The sequence below is a fragment of the Mycobacterium scrofulaceum genome (assembly GCF_001667885.1).
Lineage (GTDB): Bacteria > Actinomycetota > Actinomycetes > Mycobacteriales > Mycobacteriaceae > Mycobacterium > Mycobacterium scrofulaceum_C.
This window is the reverse complement of record NZ_LZJW01000139.1, coordinates 42468-60825: the sequence shown is the minus strand read 5'-3', so window position 1 is coordinate 60825 and position 18358 is coordinate 42468. Positions and strand designations below refer to the sequence as shown.

At 66.6% G+C, this 18358-nt stretch carries 20 protein-coding genes; 9 read left to right on the top strand and 11 right to left on the bottom strand.

Annotation, left to right across the window (positions count from 1 at the left end; translation table 11 throughout):
- Nucleotides 1-66: hypothetical protein (locus tag A5681_RS27840; protein ID WP_231981011.1), on the bottom strand; the 66-nt coding region annotated here is incomplete at its 3' end.
- Nucleotides 67-120: 54 nt separating this feature from the next.
- On the bottom strand, nt 121-906 hold the full coding sequence (locus A5681_RS20175; RefSeq protein WP_067279195.1) for a 2-keto-4-pentenoate hydratase: 786 nt from the start codon (nt 904-906) through the stop codon (nt 121-123).
- Nucleotides 907-978: 72 nt separating this feature from the next.
- Here A5681_RS20175 and kstD point away from each other — a divergent pair, with 72 nt between their 5' ends.
- Together kstD and A5681_RS20165 are read left to right on the top strand one after the other, a co-directional pair.
- Nucleotides 979-2661, top strand: a complete 1683-nt coding sequence (kstD, locus tag A5681_RS20170) for a 3-oxosteroid 1-dehydrogenase (protein WP_067279214.1) — start codon at nt 979-981, stop codon at nt 2659-2661.
- The gene (locus A5681_RS20165; protein ID WP_067279193.1) at nt 2661-3521 is read left to right on the top strand and encodes a MaoC/PaaZ C-terminal domain-containing protein; all 861 of its coding nucleotides are present in this window, start codon (nt 2661-2663) and stop codon (nt 3519-3521) included. Before kstD ends, A5681_RS20165 begins: the two co-directional genes overlap by 1 nt.
- A gap of 87 nt (nt 3522-3608) precedes the next feature.
- Here the strand turns inward: A5681_RS20165 and A5681_RS20160 are convergent, their stop codons facing one another.
- The 7 genes from A5681_RS20160 to A5681_RS20130 form a co-directional block, all read right to left on the bottom strand.
- Nucleotides 3609-4448 (bottom strand): DUF559 domain-containing protein, encoded by an 840-nt coding sequence (locus A5681_RS20160; protein WP_067279191.1) that lies wholly within the window; start codon nt 4446-4448, stop codon nt 3609-3611.
- A gap of 135 nt (nt 4449-4583) precedes the next feature.
- Nucleotides 4584-5753, bottom strand: coding sequence for a lipid-transfer protein (locus A5681_RS20155; protein WP_067279189.1), 1170 nt, complete (start codon nt 5751-5753; stop codon nt 4584-4586).
- The gene (locus A5681_RS20150; protein ID WP_067279207.1) at nt 5753-6154 is read right to left on the bottom strand and encodes a MaoC family dehydratase; all 402 of its coding nucleotides are present in this window, start codon (nt 6152-6154) and stop codon (nt 5753-5755) included. Before A5681_RS20150 ends, A5681_RS20155 begins: the two co-directional genes overlap by 1 nt.
- On the bottom strand, nt 6151-7101 hold the full coding sequence (locus A5681_RS20145; RefSeq protein ID WP_067279187.1) for a bifunctional MaoC family dehydratase N-terminal/OB-fold nucleic acid binding domain-containing protein: 951 nt from the start codon (nt 7099-7101) through the stop codon (nt 6151-6153). The genes A5681_RS20150 and A5681_RS20145 overlap by 4 nt, the downstream gene beginning before the upstream one ends.
- On the bottom strand, nt 7098-8261 hold the full coding sequence (fadE29, locus tag A5681_RS20140) for an acyl-CoA dehydrogenase FadE29 (protein ID WP_067279182.1): 1164 nt from the start codon (nt 8259-8261) through the stop codon (nt 7098-7100). Before fadE29 ends, A5681_RS20145 begins: the two co-directional genes overlap by 4 nt.
- On the bottom strand, nt 8252-9265 hold the full coding sequence (locus tag A5681_RS20135; RefSeq protein WP_067279177.1) for an acyl-CoA dehydrogenase family protein: 1014 nt from the start codon (nt 9263-9265) through the stop codon (nt 8252-8254). The genes fadE29 and A5681_RS20135 overlap by 10 nt, the downstream gene beginning before the upstream one ends.
- Entirely contained in the window at nt 9265-10515 is a 1251-nt protein-coding gene (locus A5681_RS20130) for a cytochrome P450 (RefSeq protein ID WP_067279174.1), read from the bottom strand. The genes A5681_RS20135 and A5681_RS20130 overlap by 1 nt, the downstream gene beginning before the upstream one ends.
- A 122-nt stretch (nt 10516-10637) precedes the next feature.
- On the opposite strand from A5681_RS20130, the gene A5681_RS20125 reads away from it, so the two are divergent.
- From A5681_RS20125 to A5681_RS20095, 7 genes are all read left to right on the top strand, one after another.
- Nucleotides 10638-11801 (top strand): steroid 3-ketoacyl-CoA thiolase, encoded by a 1164-nt coding sequence (locus A5681_RS20125; protein WP_067279171.1) that lies wholly within the window; start codon nt 10638-10640, stop codon nt 11799-11801.
- Between the two features lie 7 nt (nt 11802-11808).
- Nucleotides 11809-12195: a hypothetical protein gene (locus tag A5681_RS20120; protein WP_067279165.1), complete on the top strand. Its 387-nt coding sequence runs from the start codon at nt 11809-11811 to the stop codon at nt 12193-12195.
- A gap of 9 nt (nt 12196-12204) precedes the next feature.
- Complete coding sequence (locus A5681_RS20115; protein ID WP_067279163.1) at nt 12205-12657, top strand: nitroreductase family deazaflavin-dependent oxidoreductase; 453 nt, start codon at nt 12205-12207, stop codon at nt 12655-12657.
- 39 nt (nt 12658-12696) lie between these two features.
- Nucleotides 12697-13143 carry a nitroreductase family deazaflavin-dependent oxidoreductase gene (locus A5681_RS20110; RefSeq protein WP_067279160.1) on the top strand — a complete coding sequence of 149 codons (447 nt, stop codon included), beginning with the start codon at nt 12697-12699 and terminating at the stop codon, nt 13141-13143.
- 243 nt (nt 13144-13386) lie between these two features.
- Nucleotides 13387-14577 (top strand): cytochrome P450, encoded by a 1191-nt coding sequence (locus tag A5681_RS20105; RefSeq protein WP_067279157.1) that lies wholly within the window; start codon nt 13387-13389, stop codon nt 14575-14577.
- A gap of 168 nt (nt 14578-14745) precedes the next feature.
- Complete coding sequence (locus A5681_RS20100) at nt 14746-15309, top strand: pyridoxamine 5'-phosphate oxidase family protein (protein ID WP_082968453.1); 564 nt, start codon at nt 14746-14748, stop codon at nt 15307-15309.
- A 412-nt stretch (nt 15310-15721) separates the two neighbouring features.
- Nucleotides 15722-16609, top strand: a complete 888-nt coding sequence (locus A5681_RS20095) for a hypothetical protein (protein ID WP_156738072.1) — start codon at nt 15722-15724, stop codon at nt 16607-16609.
- A 30-nt stretch (nt 16610-16639) separates the two neighbouring features.
- Here the strand turns inward: A5681_RS20095 and A5681_RS20090 are convergent, their stop codons facing one another.
- A complete protein-coding gene (locus A5681_RS20090) occupies nt 16640-17545 on the bottom strand; it encodes an SDR family oxidoreductase (RefSeq protein ID WP_067279152.1) in 906 nt (301 codons plus the stop codon).
- A gap of 14 nt (nt 17546-17559) precedes the next feature.
- Entirely contained in the window at nt 17560-18345 is a 786-nt protein-coding gene (locus A5681_RS20085; protein ID WP_197498661.1) for an SDR family oxidoreductase, read from the bottom strand.
- Nucleotides 18346-18358: the final 13 nt, after the last annotated feature.

Sequence of the window (18358 nt, the reverse complement as noted above, 5' to 3'; positions counted from 1 at the left end):
CTTGTAGAGCAGGTCAGTGCTGATGTTTCCCGACCCGACAATGGCCACACTCGCCTTAGCCGGCATGTGACGCTCCTTCGCGAGGCTCTCGCTATTTAAGTCCGATGATTTAATCCGAGCCTATTCGAATGACAAATGAACAGACCCCAGGCCCGTGAAGTCCGCCACAAATTCGTCGCCGGCGTGCGCGTCGATCGCGCGCGTGCAGGATCCCGGAAGCACCAGGTCGCCCTTGCGCAGCCGCACGCCGAAGCCCTCTACCTTGCGGGCCAGCCAGGCCACCGCGGTCACGGGGTTGCCCAGCACCGCGTCGGTGCGGCCCTTGGCGACGACCTCACCGTTGCAGCTCAGCACCGCATCAATCCCTTTGATGTCGACGTCGCTCGGGGAGACGCGCGCCTGCCCCAGCACGAACCCCGCCGACGACGCGTTGTCGGCGATCGTGTCGCACAACTCGATCTTCCAGTCGGTGATCCGGGTGTCGATCAACTCGATCGACGGCACCAGCGCCTCGGTGGCCGCCAGCACGTCGTCCTCGGTGCAGTCGGCCCCGGGCAAGTCGGCGTTGAGGATGAACCCGACCTCGACCTCGACCCGCGGCCACAGATAACGGCTCGCCTTCACCGGGGTGTCTTCGAACAATTGCATCTCGTCGAGCAAATGCCCGTAATCGGGCTCGTCGACCCCCATCATCTGCTGGATCGCCTTCGACGACAGGCCAACCTTGTGCCCCAGCACGCGGGCACCCTCGGCCACCCGCTGGCGGATGTTTATCAGCTGGATCTCATAGGCGTCGACGACGTCGATGTCCGGGTGAACGGCGGTCAGCGGAGCGATCGGTGAGCGGCTCCGCTCAGCCTGCGCCAGGTCGGCAGCAAGCTCGTCTCGTGTCGCAACACTGAGCATCTGCAGAAGTCCCCTCGTTCGTGTGACCGGCCCAGTAGCGCCCGGCCCGGGCAATTCTATAACGTGTTCTACATGACAGCACAGGAGCTCGACGTCGTCGTGGTCGGGAGCGGCGGAGCCGGCATGGTGGCTGCCCTTACCGCCGCTCACCGGGGACTTTCCACAGTAGTCATCGAGAAGGCTGCGCACTTCGGTGGCTCCACCGCCCGGTCTGGTGGTGGCGTCTGGATTCCCAACAATGAGGTGCTCAAGCGTGACGGCGTCCGCGACAATCCCGAGGCTGCCAGGACCTACCTGCACGGCATCGTCGGCAACGTCGTCGAGCCGGAACGCATCGACACCTACCTCGAGCGCGGGCCCGAGATGCTCTCGTTCGTGTTGAAGCACACCCCGCTGAAGATGTGCTGGGTTCCGCGCTACTCCGACTACTACCCGGAGGCGCCGGGCGGTCGCGCCGAGGGACGTTCGATCGAGCCCAAACCGTTCGACGCGCGAAAGCTGGGCGCCGACATGCCCGGGCTCGAACCGGCATACGGCAAGGTGCCGCTCAACGTCGTTGTGATGCAACAGGACTACGTGCGGTTGAACCAGCTGAAGCGGCACCCGCGGGGCGTGCTGCGCAGCCTGAAGGTCGGCGCCCGCACCATGTGGGCGAAGGCGACCGGTAAGAACCTCGTCGGCATGGGCCGGGCGTTGATCGGCCCGCTGCGGATCGGGTTGCAGCAGGCCGGCGTCCCGGTGCTGCTCAACACCGCGCTGACCGACCTGTACGTCGAGGATGGCGTGGTGCGCGGTGTATATGTCCGCGACACCGGCGCATCGGAATCAGCCGAACCGCGGCTGATCCGCGCCCGGCGCGGGGTGATCCTCGCCTCCGGCGGTTTCGAGCACAACGAGCAGATGCGGGTGAAGTATCAGCGCGCGCCGATCACCACCGAGTGGACGGTCGGCGCCAAGGCCAACACCGGCGACGGCATCGTCGCCGCCGAAAAGCTCGGCGCCGCACTCGAACTGATGGAAGACGCCTGGTGGGGCCCGACCGTGCCGCTGGTGGGTGCGCCGTGGTTCGCGTTGTCGGAGCGCAATTCGCCGGGATCGATCATCGTCAACATGTCGGGCAAGCGGTTCATGAACGAGTCGATGCCCTACGTCGAGGCCTGCCACCACATGTACGGCGGGCAATTCGGTCAGGGCCCCGGGCCGGGCGAGAACATTCCGGCGTGGCTGGTGTTCGACCAGCAATACCGCGACCGCTACATCTTCGCGGGATTGCAGCCCGGACAACGCATTCCCCGCAAATGGCTGGAATCGGGGGTAATTATCCAGGCCGATACGCTCGAGGAGCTGGCGCAGAAGGCCGGCCTGCCGGTCGCGGACTTCACCGCGACGGTGGCGCGCTTCAACGGCTTCGCCCGCTCCGGCGTCGACGAGGACTTCCACCGCGGCGAGAGCGCGTACGACCGCTACTACGGCGACCCGACCAACAAGCCGAATCCCAACCTGGGCGAGCTGGCCCATGCCCCGTATTACGCCGCCAAGATGGTGCCCGGCGACCTGGGCACCAAGGGCGGCGTCCGCACCGACATCCACGGCCGTGCGTTGCGCGACGACGGCTCGATCATCGAAGGGCTCTACGCCGCAGGCAATGTCAGCGCCCCGGTGATGGGCCACACCTATCCGGGTCCGGGCGGAACCATCGGCCCGGCGATGACTTTCGGTTACCTGGCCGCACTGCACATTGCGGGGGCACGCTGATGCCGATCGATGTAGACGTCGCACTGGCGGCCGAGCTGGACCCCATCGATTTCTCGTGGACGAGCAGCGACGTGCAGCTCTACCACTTGGGGTTGGGCGCCGGCAAGGATCCGATGGACCCACGCGAACTGCGCTACCTGGTGGACGACACACCGCAGGTGCTGCCGACGTTCGGCAACGTGGCGGCGTCCTTCCACATGACCAAGCCTCCGACCGTGCAGTTCCCCGGCATCGACATCGAACTGGGCAGGGTGCTGCACGCCAGCGAGCGGGTGGAGGTGCCCGGCCCGCTCCCACCGTCCGGTTCGGCCCGCGCCGTCACCCGGTTCACCGACATCTGGGACAAGGGCAAAGCCGCGGTCATCTGGAGCGAGACGACCGTCACCGCGCCCGACGGCACGCTGCTGTGGACGCAGCGGCGTTCGATCTTCGCTCGCGGTGAGGGCGGCTTCGGCGGCGAGCGCGGGCCTTCGACGTCGGACGCGGCGCCCGACCGGGCGCCCGATGTGGAGGTCGCGATGCCGATCCTGCCGCAGCAGGCGCTGCTCTACCGGCTCTGCGGGGATCGTAACCCGCTACACTCCGACCCCGAATTCGCTGCGGCCGCCGGCTTTTCGCAGCCGATCCTGCATGGCTTGTGCACCTACGGCATGACATGCAAGGCGATCGTCGACACGTTGCTGGACGGCGACGCCGGCGCGGTGGCCGCCTACGGCGCCCGCTTCGCCGGCGTGGCGTTCCCCGGCGAGACGCTGCGCGTCAACGTGTGGAAAGAAGATGGCCGTTTCGTGGCCGGCGTTGTCGCGCCTTCGCGCGACAACGCTGTGGTGCTCAGCGGCGTCGAGCTGGTCCCGGCTTAGGTCTTCTCGCCTCGAGGGTGCGGCCAGCTCGGGGCTCACCCGAGCGTGAAGTTAGTTTCACGTTCGCCTGCCAGCGTGAAACTAACTTCACGCTCGACGGGCACGGGCGGCGCGCACTCGTCGGACGATATCGGCGGGGCGGTCACCAGCGACCACCCGAATGACGATCCATCCCAGACGCTCAAGCCTTTCCAATCTCCGGACGTCCCAGGTGTATTGCCGACGGTCATTGCGGTGTTGCTCACCGTCATACTCGACCGCAACTTTCAACTCCTCCCACCCCATATCCAGATAAGCCACCGGCTCACCGAAGTGATCGAAGACCGCGATCTGCGTCTGAGGCGGCGGTAATCCTGCCTGGACGAGCACAATGCGCAGCCATGACTCCTTCGGAGACTGCGCCCCACTATCGAAGAGTGCGATGGCTTCCCTTGCCTGCACGATGCCTCGGCGGCCCGCGTACCGCTCCGCGAGCAGCTCGACATCCACGGCCTTGATTCGTGTTGCGCGAGCCAAAGCGTCGATGCCCGCAACCGCGGCGGTAATCGGATACCAGCAGCCGATATCGAGAGCCGTTCTGGCTGCGGAGGTAACGGAAATCCCCTCGATGGCGGTGATCTCGTCTTCCTCGATACGGTCCCCGTGAGCCCGGATCCCCGCTTGATGGTGGCGGTTGTCGTGAATGAGGTCCACCACTGTCCCACCCTCCACCCATTTGCTCCCATGCAGCGCCGCGGCGGAGAACCCGGCGACCACACCCTGACGCCCAGTCCACAGCCATCCCGCCCGCGCGCGCAGCGCGGCCGTAACGTCGGCATCCCGACTGACGTACACGTCCCGGAAAAGCCGGGTGTATCCATTGGACAATTGACCCCGGGTTAGCGCGCCTCGAGCAATGGCCTCACTGCCAAGGAACGGCTCACCCACGACCGCAGCGTCGCATGAGTCGATCGCGTCGTCACTTCACTGGTCGAGCGTGCAGTTAGTTTCACACTCGACGCTGAGCGTGAAACTAACTGCACACTCGGCGCGAAGGGGAAGGGAGGTAAGCAGGCCGGAGGCCTAGCCGAGGATGAGGCCCGAGGTGGGGACGCCGGTTCCCGCGGTGACAAGGACGTGCTCGACGTCGGGAACCGGGTTGACCGAGGTCCCCCGCAATTGCCGCACACCCTCGGCGATGCCGTTCATTCCGTGGATGTAGGCCTCACCGAGTTGACCGCCATGCGTGTTGATGGGCAGCCGGCCGCCCACCTCGATCGCGCCGTCGGCGATGAAGTCCTTGGCCTCGCCCTTGCCGCAGAAACCCAACTCCTCCAACTGAATCAGCGTGAAGGGGGTGAAGTGGTCGTACAGGATGGCGGTCTGGATGTCCGACGGCGAAAGGCCGGACTGTTGCCACAGCTGCCGCCCCACCACGCCCATCTCGGGCAGACCGAGTTCGGGCCGGTAATAGCTGACCATCGTGTACTGGTCGGGGCTCGAGCCCTGCGACGCCGCCTCGATGACGGCCGGTCGCTGCTTGAGGTCGCGCGCACGCTCCGGCGAGGTCACCACGATCGCCACCGCGCCGTCCGTCTCCTGGCAGCAGTCGAGCAGCCGAAGCGGCTCGGCGATCCACCGCGAATTCTGATGGTCCTCAATGGTTATCGGCTTCTCGTAGAAGTACGCCTTCGGGTTCTTGGCGGCGTGCTTGCGGTCAGCCACCGAGATGACGCCGAAGTCGCGACTGGTCGCGCCGGACAAGTGCATGTACCGCTGGGCGATCATGGCGACCTGGGCGGCCGGCGTGGAGAGACCGTGCGGGTAGGAGAACGAATTGTCGGCCGCGGTCGAATCGGCTTGCGCGCGAGCGTCTCCCGCCAACCGGGTCTGCACCTGGCCGAACCGCATGCCCGACCGCTCATTGAACGCCCGGTACGCCACCACCACATCGGCCACCCCGGTCGCGACGGCCATCGCCGCCTGCTGGACCGTCGCGCACGCGGCACCGCCGCCATACCCGATCTGCGAGAAGAACTTCAGGTCACCGATGCCGACCGCGCGGGCCACCGCGGTCTCGTTGTTGGTGTCCATCGTGAACGTGGTCAGCCCGTCGACGTCCGACGGCGAAAGGCCCGCGTCGTCCAACGCGTCCAGCACGGCCTCGGCCGCCAACCGCAATTCGCTTCGACCGGAATCCTTCGAGAAGTCGGTGGCGCCGATGCCGACGATCGCAGCCTTGCCCGACAACATCAAGAGTCTCCCATCGTCAACGTCACGGTCGCGATAACGTGATCGCCAAGGCTGTTGCGGCCGAACACCTTCACGGTGATCAGGCCGTCCTCCACGGCTGTCACCTCACCGGAGAAGGTCACGGTGTCATACGCGTACCACGGCACCCCGAGTCGCAGCCCGATCGACTTGATCAGCGCCGACGGACCCGCCCAGTCGGTGACGTAGCGCTGCACCAGGCCGGTGTCGGTGAGGATGTTGACGAAGATGTCCTTTGACCCCTTGGCCTGCGCCAAATCTCGGTCGTGGTGGACGTCTTGGAAGTCGCGGGTGGCGATGGCGGTCGAGATGATGAACGTCGGGTCGCCATGCAGCTTCAGCTCGGGCAACACGGTGCCCACTTCGATGGCCGGCGCGCTCATGCCCGCGGCTCCCAGGCGTACAGCGTCCACTCGGGGCCGCTGTCGCCCGCGGGAAAGTCGATGTAGGTTGCGCGCACCGGCATTCCGATCTTCACCGTGGCCGGGTCGACGCCACGCAGCTCGCCCAGCATCCGCACGCCCTCCTCGAGTTCGACCAGCGCGATGACGAAGGGCAGCGTACGACCGGGCACCTTCGGTGCGTGGTGAACGACGAAGCTGAACACCGTGCCGTTTCCGCTGGCGACCACGTAATCGATCGGCGCGGCTTTGTCCTGCCACACCGCGGGCACCGGCGGGTGCTGCAGGCTCCCGTCGGGCCGTCGCTGGATCCTCAGTTCGTGCGCCTTGACGCCCTCCCAGAAGAAGGCGGTATCCCGCGACGAGGAAGGGCGCATCATGGCGTCGGGGTCCAGGTCCTCGGGCACCGCGGGCCCGGACGCGGCTTCCCGCGGCTTGAATTTCAGGATGCGCCAGTTCATCTCGGCGACGTCCTCGTCCCCGACGCGCCAGATGATGTGCTGGTTGATGAAGTAGCCCTCGCCCAAGCCGGTTTGCTTGGGCCCGATCACGTCACCCATCTCCGAGGTGATGCTGACCTGTTCGCCGGGCCGCAGGTAGCGGTGATAGGTCTGTTCGCAGTTGGTGGCGACGACGCCGATGTAGCCGGCGTTGTCGAACAACTCCATGATGGGGCCCATCGGGTCGTCCTTCGGCCGCTCCCCGCTCAGGCCGAACATGGTCCAGACCTGGATCATGGCCGGCGGGGCCACGATTCCCGGATGCCCGGCGGCCCGGGCCGCTGCCTCGTCGACGTAGATGGGGTTGCGGTCGCCGATGGCCTCCACCCAGTTGTTGACCATCGGCTGGTTGACCGGGTCGCGGCCGGCGCGCGGCTTGGGGCCACCGGCCGCCTTGATCTCCGCGACGGCTTCGTGGATGTCGGTCATCGGGGCACCCTCGGCACTTTGAGGCCCGCCGCCGCGATCATTTCTCGCATGACCTCGTTGACGCCTCCACCGAAGGTGATGACCAGGTTGCGCTTGGTTTGCGAGTCCAGCCAGTTGAGCAGCTCGGCGGTGTCCGAGTCGGCGGGGTTGCCGTACTTGCCGACGATCTCCTCCGCGAGCCGACCGATGTACTGGATGCGCTCCGTGCCAAAGACTTTGGTGGCCGCGGCGTCGGCCATGTTGATGTCCTCACCGGCCGCGGCGACCTGCCAGTTGAGCAGCTCGTTGATCCGCCACATCGCGTGGATTTCGCCGAGCGCCCGCTTGACGTCGGCGTGGTCGATCGGGGTGATCCCGTCGCTGCCCGGCTTGGACGCCCAGGCGTGCAGGCGGTCATAGATGCCGGCCGTGCGTCCCGCGGGGCCGAGCATGACGCGTTCGTTGTTGAGCTGCGTGGTGATGAGCCGCCAGCCGCCGTTCTCCTCGCCGACCAGCATGTCCGCCGGCACCCGCACGTCGTTGTAGTAGGTGGCGTTGGTGTGGTGCGCGCCGTCGGACAGGATGATCGGCGTCCAGGAGAATCCGGGATCCTTCGTGTCCACGATCAGGATCGAAATGCCTTTGTGCTTCACGGCTTCCGGGTCGGTGCGGCAGGCCAGCCAGATGTAGTCGGCGTCGTGCCCGCCGGTGGTCCACATCTTCTGGCCGTTGACGATGTACTCGTCGCCCTGACGGACGGCGCTGGTCCGCAGGGACGCCAGGTCGGTGCCCGCCTCGGGTTCGCTGTAACCGATCGCGAAGTGCACCTCACCCGCCAGAATCGCCGGCAGGAACTTCTTCTTCTGCGCCTCGCTGCCGAACTGCTGCAGCGTCGGACCCACGGTCTGCAGCGTGACGGCGGGTAGCGGAACGTCGGCCCGATGCGCCTCGTTGACGAAGATGGACTGCTCGATGGGGCCGAAGCCCAAGCCGCCGAACTCCTTTGGCCAACCCACCCCGAGCTTGCCGTCTCGGCCCATCCGCCGGATCACCGCGCGGTATGCCTCGTTGTGCCGGTCCTGCTCCATCGCCTTCATCTCGTCAGACGAGATCAGGTTCGAAAAGTACTCCCGCAGTTCCGCTTGCAGCTGGCGCTGCTCCGGAGTCAGATCTATGAACATTGCGCTCCCACCAAGTCGAGCCGATGAGAAGAACCGCCCAGCAGTCGGGACAGGTCCTTGATCGTGGAGTAGTACCGGTGCATCGGATAGGTGATGTCCATCCCCATGCCGCCGTGTAGGTGATGGCAGGTCTGCATGACCGGCGGCGCCTGCGAGGTGATCCAGTAACCGAGGACGTCCAGGTCGTCGTCGGCGTCCCGGCCCTCGGAGAGCCGCCACACCACCGACTTGGCCGCCAAATCGATGGTGCGCGAGGCGATGTAGACCTCGGCGAGCTGCGCCGCGACCGTCTGGAACGTCGACAGCGGCTTGCCGAACTGCTTGCGGTTGGCCACGTAGTCCGCGGTCAGGCGCAGCGCCCCGGCCACCAATCCGTCGGCGTACGCGCCGACGGCCGCCAAGGCGAGCTGGTTGACCCGGTGCGCCCGGGCGCCGGCCAGCACGTCGGTGTCGTCGACAGCGACGTCGGCGAACGTGACGGTGTACTCGTCGGCACCGTTCGATGTCGGCGTCTTGACCACCGCCACACCGTCTGCCTTCGGCGACACCACCACCACCGCGCTGTCAGCGGTCACGACGATCCAGTCGGCGGATTCGGCATATGGCACAGCCACTTTGGTGCCCGACAGCCGGCCGTCGGCGAAGGTGGTGGACGGCCGGTCGGGCAACGCGGCGCCGGGCTCGTTGAGCGCGGCGGTCAGGACGCCGCCCTTGGCGACGGTGGCCAGGAACCGGTCCTGCTGTTGGTCGGACGCCAGGTCGAGCAGCGGTACCACGCCGAAGCCGAGGGTGGCCAGCGCCGGCGTGATCGCGCCGTGGCGACCGATCTCGGTGAGCACCGTGGCGACCTCGGGCAGGCCCACGCCGTCGCCGCCGAGGCGCTCGGGCACCGGCAGCGCCGTCACGCCGCCGCTGACCAGCGCGTCCCAACCGAGGTCGCGATCCAGAACGGACGTCACCACATCCGCGACGGCTTGTTGCGTCGCAGTGAGATTGAAGTCCATCAGGATGTCACCGCGGTCTTGCCGGTGTAGTCCACCTGCCAATGCTTGATTCCGTTGAGCCAGCCCGACCGCAGCCGCTCGGGCTCGCCGACCGGCTTGAGGTCCGGCATGTGATCGGCGACCGCGTTGAAGATGAGGTTGATGGTCATGCGGGCCAGGTTCGCGCCGATGCAGTAGTGGGCGCCGGTGCCGCCGAAGCCGACATGGGGGTTCGGGTCGCGCAGGATGTTGAAGGTGTGCGGGTCCTCGAAGACTTCTTCGTCGAAGTTGGCCGACCGGTAGGACATCACCACCCGTTCGCCCTTCTTGATCCGCACGCCGGCCAGTTCGGTGTCCTCGTTGGCGGTGCGCTGGAAGGCCGAGACAGGCGTGGCCCACCGGATGATCTCGTCGGCCGCGGTCGACGGGCGCTCCTTCTTGAAGAGCTCCCACTGATCGGGGTTGTTGGCAAAAGCGATCATGCCGTGGGTGATCGAGTTGCGGGTGGTCTCGTTGCCGGCCACCGCGAGCATCACCACGAAGAATCCGAACTCGTCGTCGGAAAGCTTCTCGCCGTCGATGTCGGCCTGGACGAGCGTGGTGACGATGTCGTCGGTCGGATTCTTGCTGCGCTCCGCGGCCATCGCCATCGCGTAGGTGATCAGTTCCATCGACGACTGCGCGGGATCGACGTGGGCGTACTCGGGGTCGGTGCCACCGGTCATCTCGTTGGACCAGCGGAACAGCTTGTCGCGATCCTCCTGGGGAACGCCGAGCAGGCCCGCGATGGCCTGCAGCGGCAGCTCACACGAGACCTGCTCGACGAAGTCGCCACTGCCCTCGGTCGCCGCGGTCTTGGCGATGTTCTGGGCGCGCTGGGCCAGCTCGGCCTCCAGCCGCCCGATGGCCCGGGGCGTGAACCCGCGCGAGATGATCTTGCGCAGCCGCGTGTGGTGGGGTGCGTCCATGTTGAGCATGACGCTGCGCTGCAGTTCGACCTGCTCGCGCTTCATCTCCGGCGGCCACGTGGGGATGGCGCCGTTCATCCAGCTCGAGAAGATGTCGCTGCGCTTGGACACCTCCTTGACGTCGGCGTGCTTGGTGACGAGCCAGTATCCGTGGTCCTCGAACCCACCCGCGCCACCGGGAATGTCGACCCAGTGGATGGGCTCCGCCTTGCGCAACTCGGCGAGTTCCGCGACGGGCAGTCCGGCGAGGTTGACGTCGGGGTCGAGAAAGTCGAAGTCGGCGGGGATGTTGGGGGGTGCCATGATGTGTGCGCTCCTCAATTGCAACGTGTTCTAGTGCCAGTAAAACACGGCTCCTGCGCAGATAAAAGGCAGGTCACCATCGTCGCTTGTCAGACTAATGAAACGTGTTCTAGCCTGACGGAATGGGTAACCCGGTAATCGTCGAAGCCACCCGCAGCCCGATCGGCAAGCGCAATGGATGGCTGTCAGGGCTGCACGCCACCGAGCTGCTCGGCGCGGTGCAGAGGGCACTGGTTGAGAAGGCGGGCATCGACGCAGGCGACGTCGAACAGGTCATCGGCGGCTGCGTGACGCAGTTCGGCGAGCAGTCCAACAACATCACTCGGGTCAGCTGGCTGGTCGCCGGGCTGCCGGAGCACGTCGGCGCCACGACCGTGGACTGCCAGTGCGGCAGCAGCCAGCAGGCCAACGGCCTGGTGGCCGGGTTGATCGCGGCGGGCGCCATCGACATCGGCATCGCGTGCGGCATCGAGGCCATGAGCCGCGTCGGCCTCGGCGCCAACGCCGGTCCCGACCGCAGCATCCTGCGGCCGGCGTCGTGGGACATCGACCTGCCCGACCAGTTCACCGCGGCCGAGCGGATCGCGAAACGGCGCGGCATCACCCGCGACGACCTTGACGAGTTCGGGTACCAGTCCCAGGCCAAGGCCAAGCGGGCGTGGGAGGAGGGCCGTTTCGACCGCGAAATCTCCCCGATCGAGGCGCCGGCGCTGGACGAGAACAAGCAACCGACCGCGGAGCGGGTCACCATCTCCCGCGACCAGGGCCTCCGTGAAACCACCCTCTCGGGGCTGAGCTCGCTCAAGCCGGTTATCGATGGCGGGTTTCACACCGCGGGAACGTCCTCGCAGATTTCCGACGGGGCCGCGGCGGTGCTGTGGATGGACGAGGACAAGGCCAAGGCGCTCGGGCTGCGGCCACGGGCCCGCATCGTCAGCCAGGCACTCGTCGGCGCCGAGCCGTATTACCACCTCGACGGCCCCGTGCAGTCCACCGCCAAGGTGCTGGAAAAGGCCGGCATGAAGATGGGCGACATCGACATCACGGAGATCAACGAGGCGTTCGCGTCGGTGGTGCTGTCCTGGGCGCGGGTGCACAACCCAGACATGGACAAGGTGAACGTCAACGGTGGGGCGATCGCGTTGGGCCACCCGGTGGGCAGCACCGGCAGCCGGCTGATCACCACCGCGCTGCACGAGCTGGAGCGCACCGACCAGAGCACCGCGTTGATTACCATGTGCGCGGGCGGCGCCCTGTCGACCGGCACCATCATCGAACGCATCTAGCCGCTCGGTGCTCGTCTCCGAAGAGAGCCGCATCGCCGCGGCGCAGTCCTACATTGACGCGCTCGTCACCCACGACGGCGACTCCGTTCCGTTCGCCGCCGGGTGCACCCGCATCGAGCAAGGGGTCAAGAACGGGTTCTCCGGAAACCATCTGCGCCGCAGCATGAACCGCGGCCCGCAGTACCGAATCCTCGCGGACACGACCCCGCCCGATTACCGGATCGAGGGCGACCGGGTGCACGCGGCGTACACCGTGCTGACCAAGGCGGCGCTCGGCGGCCGCCGGCTGGCCGCACGAGTCAACGAGACGTTCGTGATTCCGGCCGAAAGCTCAAGCGGCAACGCCGAAATCCACCACATTAAGGTTCGCTTCCAACCATTTGTCCAGCGCTAAGGGAACACCATGCCTAAACCGAAGCCACGCTCTCTGAATGCGCCCTGGGTCGGCTTCATCATCAAGTGGATGGCCAAGGGCAACGCATGGATCTATCGACGCAGCAACGGAAGATTCGGTGGCACCTTCGGCAACGCTCCCGTCGCGCTGCTCACCACGACGGGCCGCAAGACCGGTGAACCGCGGGTGAGCCCGCTGCTGTATTTGCGCGAAGGCAACCGGGTGGTATTGGTCGCGTCGAAGGGCGGCAGCGACAAGCACCCACTGTGGTACCTCAACCTCAAGGCCAATCCCAAAGTCTCCGTACAGATCAAGGACGAGGTGCTGCAGCTGCGGGCCCGCGACGCCACCGAGGCCGAGCGGGCGGAGTACTGGCCGAAGCTGGACGCCATGTACCCGTCGTTCGGTGATTACCGGTCGTGGACGGATCGGGTCATCCCGATCGTCATCTGCGATCCCTGACGTTTCCCCTCCCCCGGGCTGGGAATCATCCCGGGCACGATGCCGCACTGGATCCGCAACTCACGACCGATCGCGCTGCTGCTGAAATACTTCGCCCGCGTGCACGTCTGGTTGTATCACCGAACCGACGGCAGGATCGGCGCGAAGCTGCTGCGGTTCCCGGCGGCGCTGCTGACGACGACCGGCCGCACGTCGAACCAGCCCCGCACCACCGCGACGCTGTACCTGCGCGACGGTGAGAAGGTCATTCTCCCAGCCTCTTTCGGCGGGCGTGACGAAGACCCGTTGTGGTATCGAAACGTGCGGGAGAACCCGGGGGTGCGGGTGCAGATCCGCGCCGAGCGCCTGGACCTGGTGGCCCGCGACGCGACAGACGCCGAGCGTGAGCGTTATTGGCCATCGCTGACGCGGATGTATCCGCCCTACCGCAAGTACCGCGAAACCGCCGACCGGGTCATCCCGCTCGTGGTGTGCGAGCCGCGCTAGGCGTGCTCGGTTCGTCTGGCTAGGAAATCCCTCGAAGCGGAGCCGCGAGCGGCCGGCCCTGCTGGGGAAACGTTCGGTTCGCCGTCCCGGTGATGCGCCCCCGTCGCCCGGCCCCTCGCCCCGGTGTCCCCTCCCGATCAGTCGCGCTGGTCGCCCGGTCGGGGCTTGACTGAGCATATCGCCGTATGTGACGATTTCGTCAGAAAGCGCGTCTGGACCGCCCGGCGGGCTGTGAGGAGAACGATGCGTCGCACACCGGTCGGTGTCCCGGTATACGAGCCGGACCTCTACTCCACCGACGCCATCGTCGACCCCTACCCGCATTACCGGCGCCTGCGCGATCTCGGCTCGGTGGTCTGGCTGGCCAAGCAGAAGGCGTACGCGCTCCCTCGCTACGCCGAGTGCAAGGCCGTGTTGCGTGACGACAAGACGTTCCTCTCGGGCCGGGGCGTCTCCCTGAATCCGATCACCAATCGCTTATCGCGCGGCACGACCCTCAACAGCGATGGCGACGAGCACGATCAGCGTCGAAAACTGGTCGCGCACCGGCTGCTGCCGCGCGTGCTGCGTGCGATCAGCGACAGCGTGGACGCCACCGCCGCCGCGGTGGTCGATGCCGCGCTCGCGCAGGGTGCGGTCGACGGCGTCGACGACCTGGCAGCCGCCCTAACCCTGGCCGTGGTGCCCGATCTCATCGGTTGGCCGCGGGATCATCGCGGTCACCTCATCGAATGGGGCGGGGCCACTTTCGACGTCCTCGGGCCGCTGAACTGGCAAGCAATCAAATCGACGCCGCGAGCGTTGCAGATGCTGCGGTTCGCGCGCCGCGTGGTTCGTCAGCGAGCCGTTCTCGACGACAGCATGGCGCACGAGCTTCTGATCGCCGCGGACGAAGGCAAGCTGTCGCACCGCGAGTGTCCCCCGCTGATGGTCGACTATCTCGCGCCGTCGATAGACACGACCATGAGCGCCATCTCCAACGCGCTGCACCTGTTCGCCATCCATCCCGAGCAGTGGCAGCTCCTGAAAGAGGACCCGGCCCTGATGACGAACGCCGTCAACGAAGTGGTCCGGTACGAATCCCCGCTGCGCGCGTTCGCGCGCTGGGTGGGCCGGCATACCGAAATTGCCGGCGCGGCAATGCCGTCCGGTGCCCGCGTGCTCGTCATCTACGCCTCGGCCAACCGGGACGAGCGCGAGTGGCACGAACCCGAGGTGTTCGACATCCGCCGCGACGCCAGCCGTCAAATCGGCTTCGGGCAGGGTGCGCATGCGTGCGCCGGCCAAGGTCTGGCGCGCTTGGAAACGGCAGCGATGCTGCGCGCGCTGATCGAACGTGTCGACCGTATCGAGGTCACCGGCGCACCGAAGTGGGCGATTAACAACATCATTCGCCGTCACGAGGCACTGCCGCTCAAGCTGGTTCCCGCGTGATTTTCGCCCCCAGTGCCGAGCAGGTCGCGGTCGTCCTCCTGGCACCCGAGAGGGCCGGTATCGGATCGCCGAAGCCTTTGCAGCCGAGAGCCGTTCGGTGGCCGTCACCGTGGTAGCGCCGGCCGGCCCCACGGTCACAGTAAGCGCCAACAGAATTGAAAGGGACTCATGAGACTCCTGCCACCGGCCGCCGAGCCTTTCACCGCTCCGGCCGAACGCGACATGCTCCCGTCGGAGCGCCGAGAATTCGTCCGCACGCACCGAACCTGTGTCTTCAGCTACCCTCGCCGCCACGACGGCCCAGCCATGTCGATCGTGTATTACGTCCCAACCGATGACGACGAACTGCTGGTGTCCACCATGGCGGGACGCGCGAAGGCCAAAGCGGTGGCGCGGAACCCGAAAGTGAGCATTTGCGTGCTGGACGAACGCTGGCCCTTCTCGTTCCTGCAGGTATACGCCGACGCCGTCATCGAACACGACCCCGACCTCATCGTCGACGTCATGATGGCCGTCGGCTGGCGCATGTCCGGGCAGCAGCCGGGCACGGAAGCGCGGCCCTTCGTACGCGAAATGGCCGAGCGCGAAGGCAGACTGGTGATCCGTTGCCGTCCCTACGCGACGTTCGCCACGCCGCCGCGGCATCTCTATGCGAACGAGGAGGCGACCCAGCTGACGCACTGGGGATCGTCGTCGCTGCCCTGGAACGCTCCGGATCCTGTTGCCCGGTAGCTGAATCAGGCCCCGTAGACCGGAACCGGCGGCCGCGCCTTGGCCAGCAGATCGGCGACTCGCGCCGTCTCGCCTTGGCGCTGAAATACTCTGCTCGCGCGCACCTTTGGATATGCCGCGTTACCAATGCCCGGTGGCGCCCCGTTACTGTGGCTCCCGGCGGCGCTGCTGACCACGATCGGACGCAAATCGGGTAAACCCCGGCCATCGTTTGACGCCGGCCACAGCGAGTCGCCTCGTTCTGAGGTCACCGATCCTTCGGAAACGCATTGGCCCGGCAGGCGCCCTTAGCTGCGGATTGGCCGAAAGTGTAGGGACATCCCTTATTGGTCCGGCCACCCTGGCCGCCATAGGCTGCAAAAAGTTCGAGGCGTGCGACCTTGCGCCGCACACACTTCGGGGAGGCACTGCCGTGGCTAAGCGAGTGATGAAACGTTTCGCGGTCCTGGCCGCCACGGCATGTCTGTTCGGAATCGTCGGTGCCACACCGTTGATGGCGCCAACCGCCAGCGCCGACACGCTGCCAAACGGCTACAGCGTGACGTGCACGCCCAATGGTTCGCACGACGCGGTCTGCAACGTCACCGGGTGCCCGCGCGTGCATGGAGACGAAGCCGGGGACGTGATCCATATCAACGGCAAGGGTTATTTCATGCAACCCGAGATCAGCAAGGCGTGCAACAACACCGCGACTTTCACCATCACTCCGGAGCCGCAGACCATCTCAATCCAGGGCTGCCGCAAGCACTTCCCAGGTACGGATGATTGCGGCCAATGGTCAGAGTACAACTATGCGCCGCCCGCGGCGGCGAGACCGCCCGCACCGGCACCCGCGCCTGCCCCGGCCCCGGCGCAGTTGCCCGTGCGATGCACCGGCGGACCAGACGCGGGAAAGACTCTTCCGCCCGGCTCGAATTGCCCCGGAGACCCGGCTCCGGCAGCGCCGGTGAAATGTCCTGCCGGCTCGGTGACCGACACCGTCCCAGCCGGCCAGCAATGCGGCGCGCCGACAAATGCCGTCGCGGTGAACATCTCACGGAATGCATTCAATGCCCGCGTGGCTATCACCAACAACTCCAGCCTGCCCGCCAAATGCAGCTACACGGCTACGAAATCCAGCGGAATCGGGCCGCAGGAGGTCGATAGAAGCATCGACGTCGGTGCGAACAGCACCGGTACGATTACCGACATGTTGTGGCCCCCCTTGGGAACCAGCTATGACACAACGGTGAAGTGCACAGTCAACTACAACAACAAGCAGACCTCAATCGGTCAGTCCAGCCAGAAAGTCAGCGGCTGACGATCGATCGCGGTCGCCGGGGAGTTCGCCCTAGGCCCCGTAGACCGGAACCGGCGGGCGCGCCTTGGCGAGCAGATCGGCGACGACGGGCCCGAGTTCCGCGGGATCCCACCGTGCGCCCTTGTCGATCTGCGGCCCGTGCGCCCAGCCCTCCGCGACGCGGATCTTTCCGCCCTCGACCTCGAACACCTTCCCGGTGACGTCACGAGACTCGGCGCTGCCCAGCCACACCACCAGAGGCGAGACGTTCTCGGGCGCCATGGCGTCGAAATCCTGGTCCTGCGTTGCCATCATCTCGGCGAAGACCGTCTCGGTCATGCGGGTGCGGGCCGACGGCGCGATCGCGTTGACGGTGACGCCGTAGCGGCCCATCTCCGCGGCGCCGACCAGCGTCATCGCCGCAATGCCGGCCTTGGCCGCGCTGTAGTTGCCCTGCCCGACGCTGCCCTGCAGGCCGGCACCCGAACTGGTGTTGATGATTCGCGCGTCGACGGCCTTGCCCTCTTTGGACAACCCACGCCAGTACGACGCGGCGTGCCGCATCGTGGCGAAGTGGCCCTTGAGGTGCACGGCGATGACTGCGTCGAACTCGTCCTCGCTGGTGTTGGCCATCATCCTGTCGCGCACGATGCCCGCGTTGTTGACCAGAACGTCCAGCCCACCGAAATGGTCGACGGCGGTTTGGATCAGGGCGGCCGCTTGATTCCAGTCCGCGACGTTGGATCCGTTGGCGACGGCTTCCCCACCGGCCGCGGTGATTTCGTCGACAACGCCCTGGGCGGCGCTGCCGCCCCCGGCGGGCGAACCGTCCAGGCCCACCCCGATGTCGTTGACCACCACGCGAGCGCCCTCGGCCGCGAAGGCCAGCGCATGCGCGCGACCGATACCGCCGCCCGCTCCGGTGACGATGACGACGCGGCCGTCAACCACTCCCATTGTTCGTGTCTCCTCTACTTGACCGTGCTGGCGTTCGTGGTTGCCAGATAGTGTGGCGGCTCGCCGCCGCCGTGCACCTCGAGCGAGGCGCCGCTGATGTAGGACGCCGCATCCGAGGCCAAAAATGCTGCGGCCCAGCCGATGTCATCGGGCTTGGCAAGTCGGCCCAGCGGCACGTTCTTCGAGATGGCGGCGATGGACTCGGCGTCGCCGTAGAACAGTTCGGATTGCTCGGTCTCGACCATGCCGACGACGCAGGCGTTCACCCGGACCTTCGGCCCCCACTCCACCGCGAGGGTCTGCGTGAGGCTTTCCAGGCCGGCCTTGGCCGCCCCGTAGGCGCCGGTGCCCGGCGACGGCCGGCGACCGGACAGGCTGCAGATGTTGATGATCGATCCACCGCGGTCCTGCTGCTGCATCTTGTCGTTTGCGTGTTGCGAAACCGACAGCGCGCCAATGAGGTTGAGTTCGATGATCTTGCGGTTGAACCTCGCGCTGGACTCCGCGGTCAGCACGTATGGCGAGCCGCCGGCGTTGTTGACCACGACGTCGAGCCGGCCGTGCTTGTCGACGATGGCGTCGACCAGCGCCCGCACGGCGTCGTCGTCGCGGACATCGCAGGAATGGAATTCATAGGGCAGGCCCTCGACGGCTCGCCGCGCGCAGGTGATGACGGTGGCGCCCTGCCCGGCGAACACCGAGCTGATGCCGGCGCCCACCCCGCGGACCCCGCCGGTGACCAGAACCACCCGCCCGGCCAGCCCCAAGTTCACGGCGTCGGGTGCTTCGGCGCGAGTCACTGTGCTAGCGTAC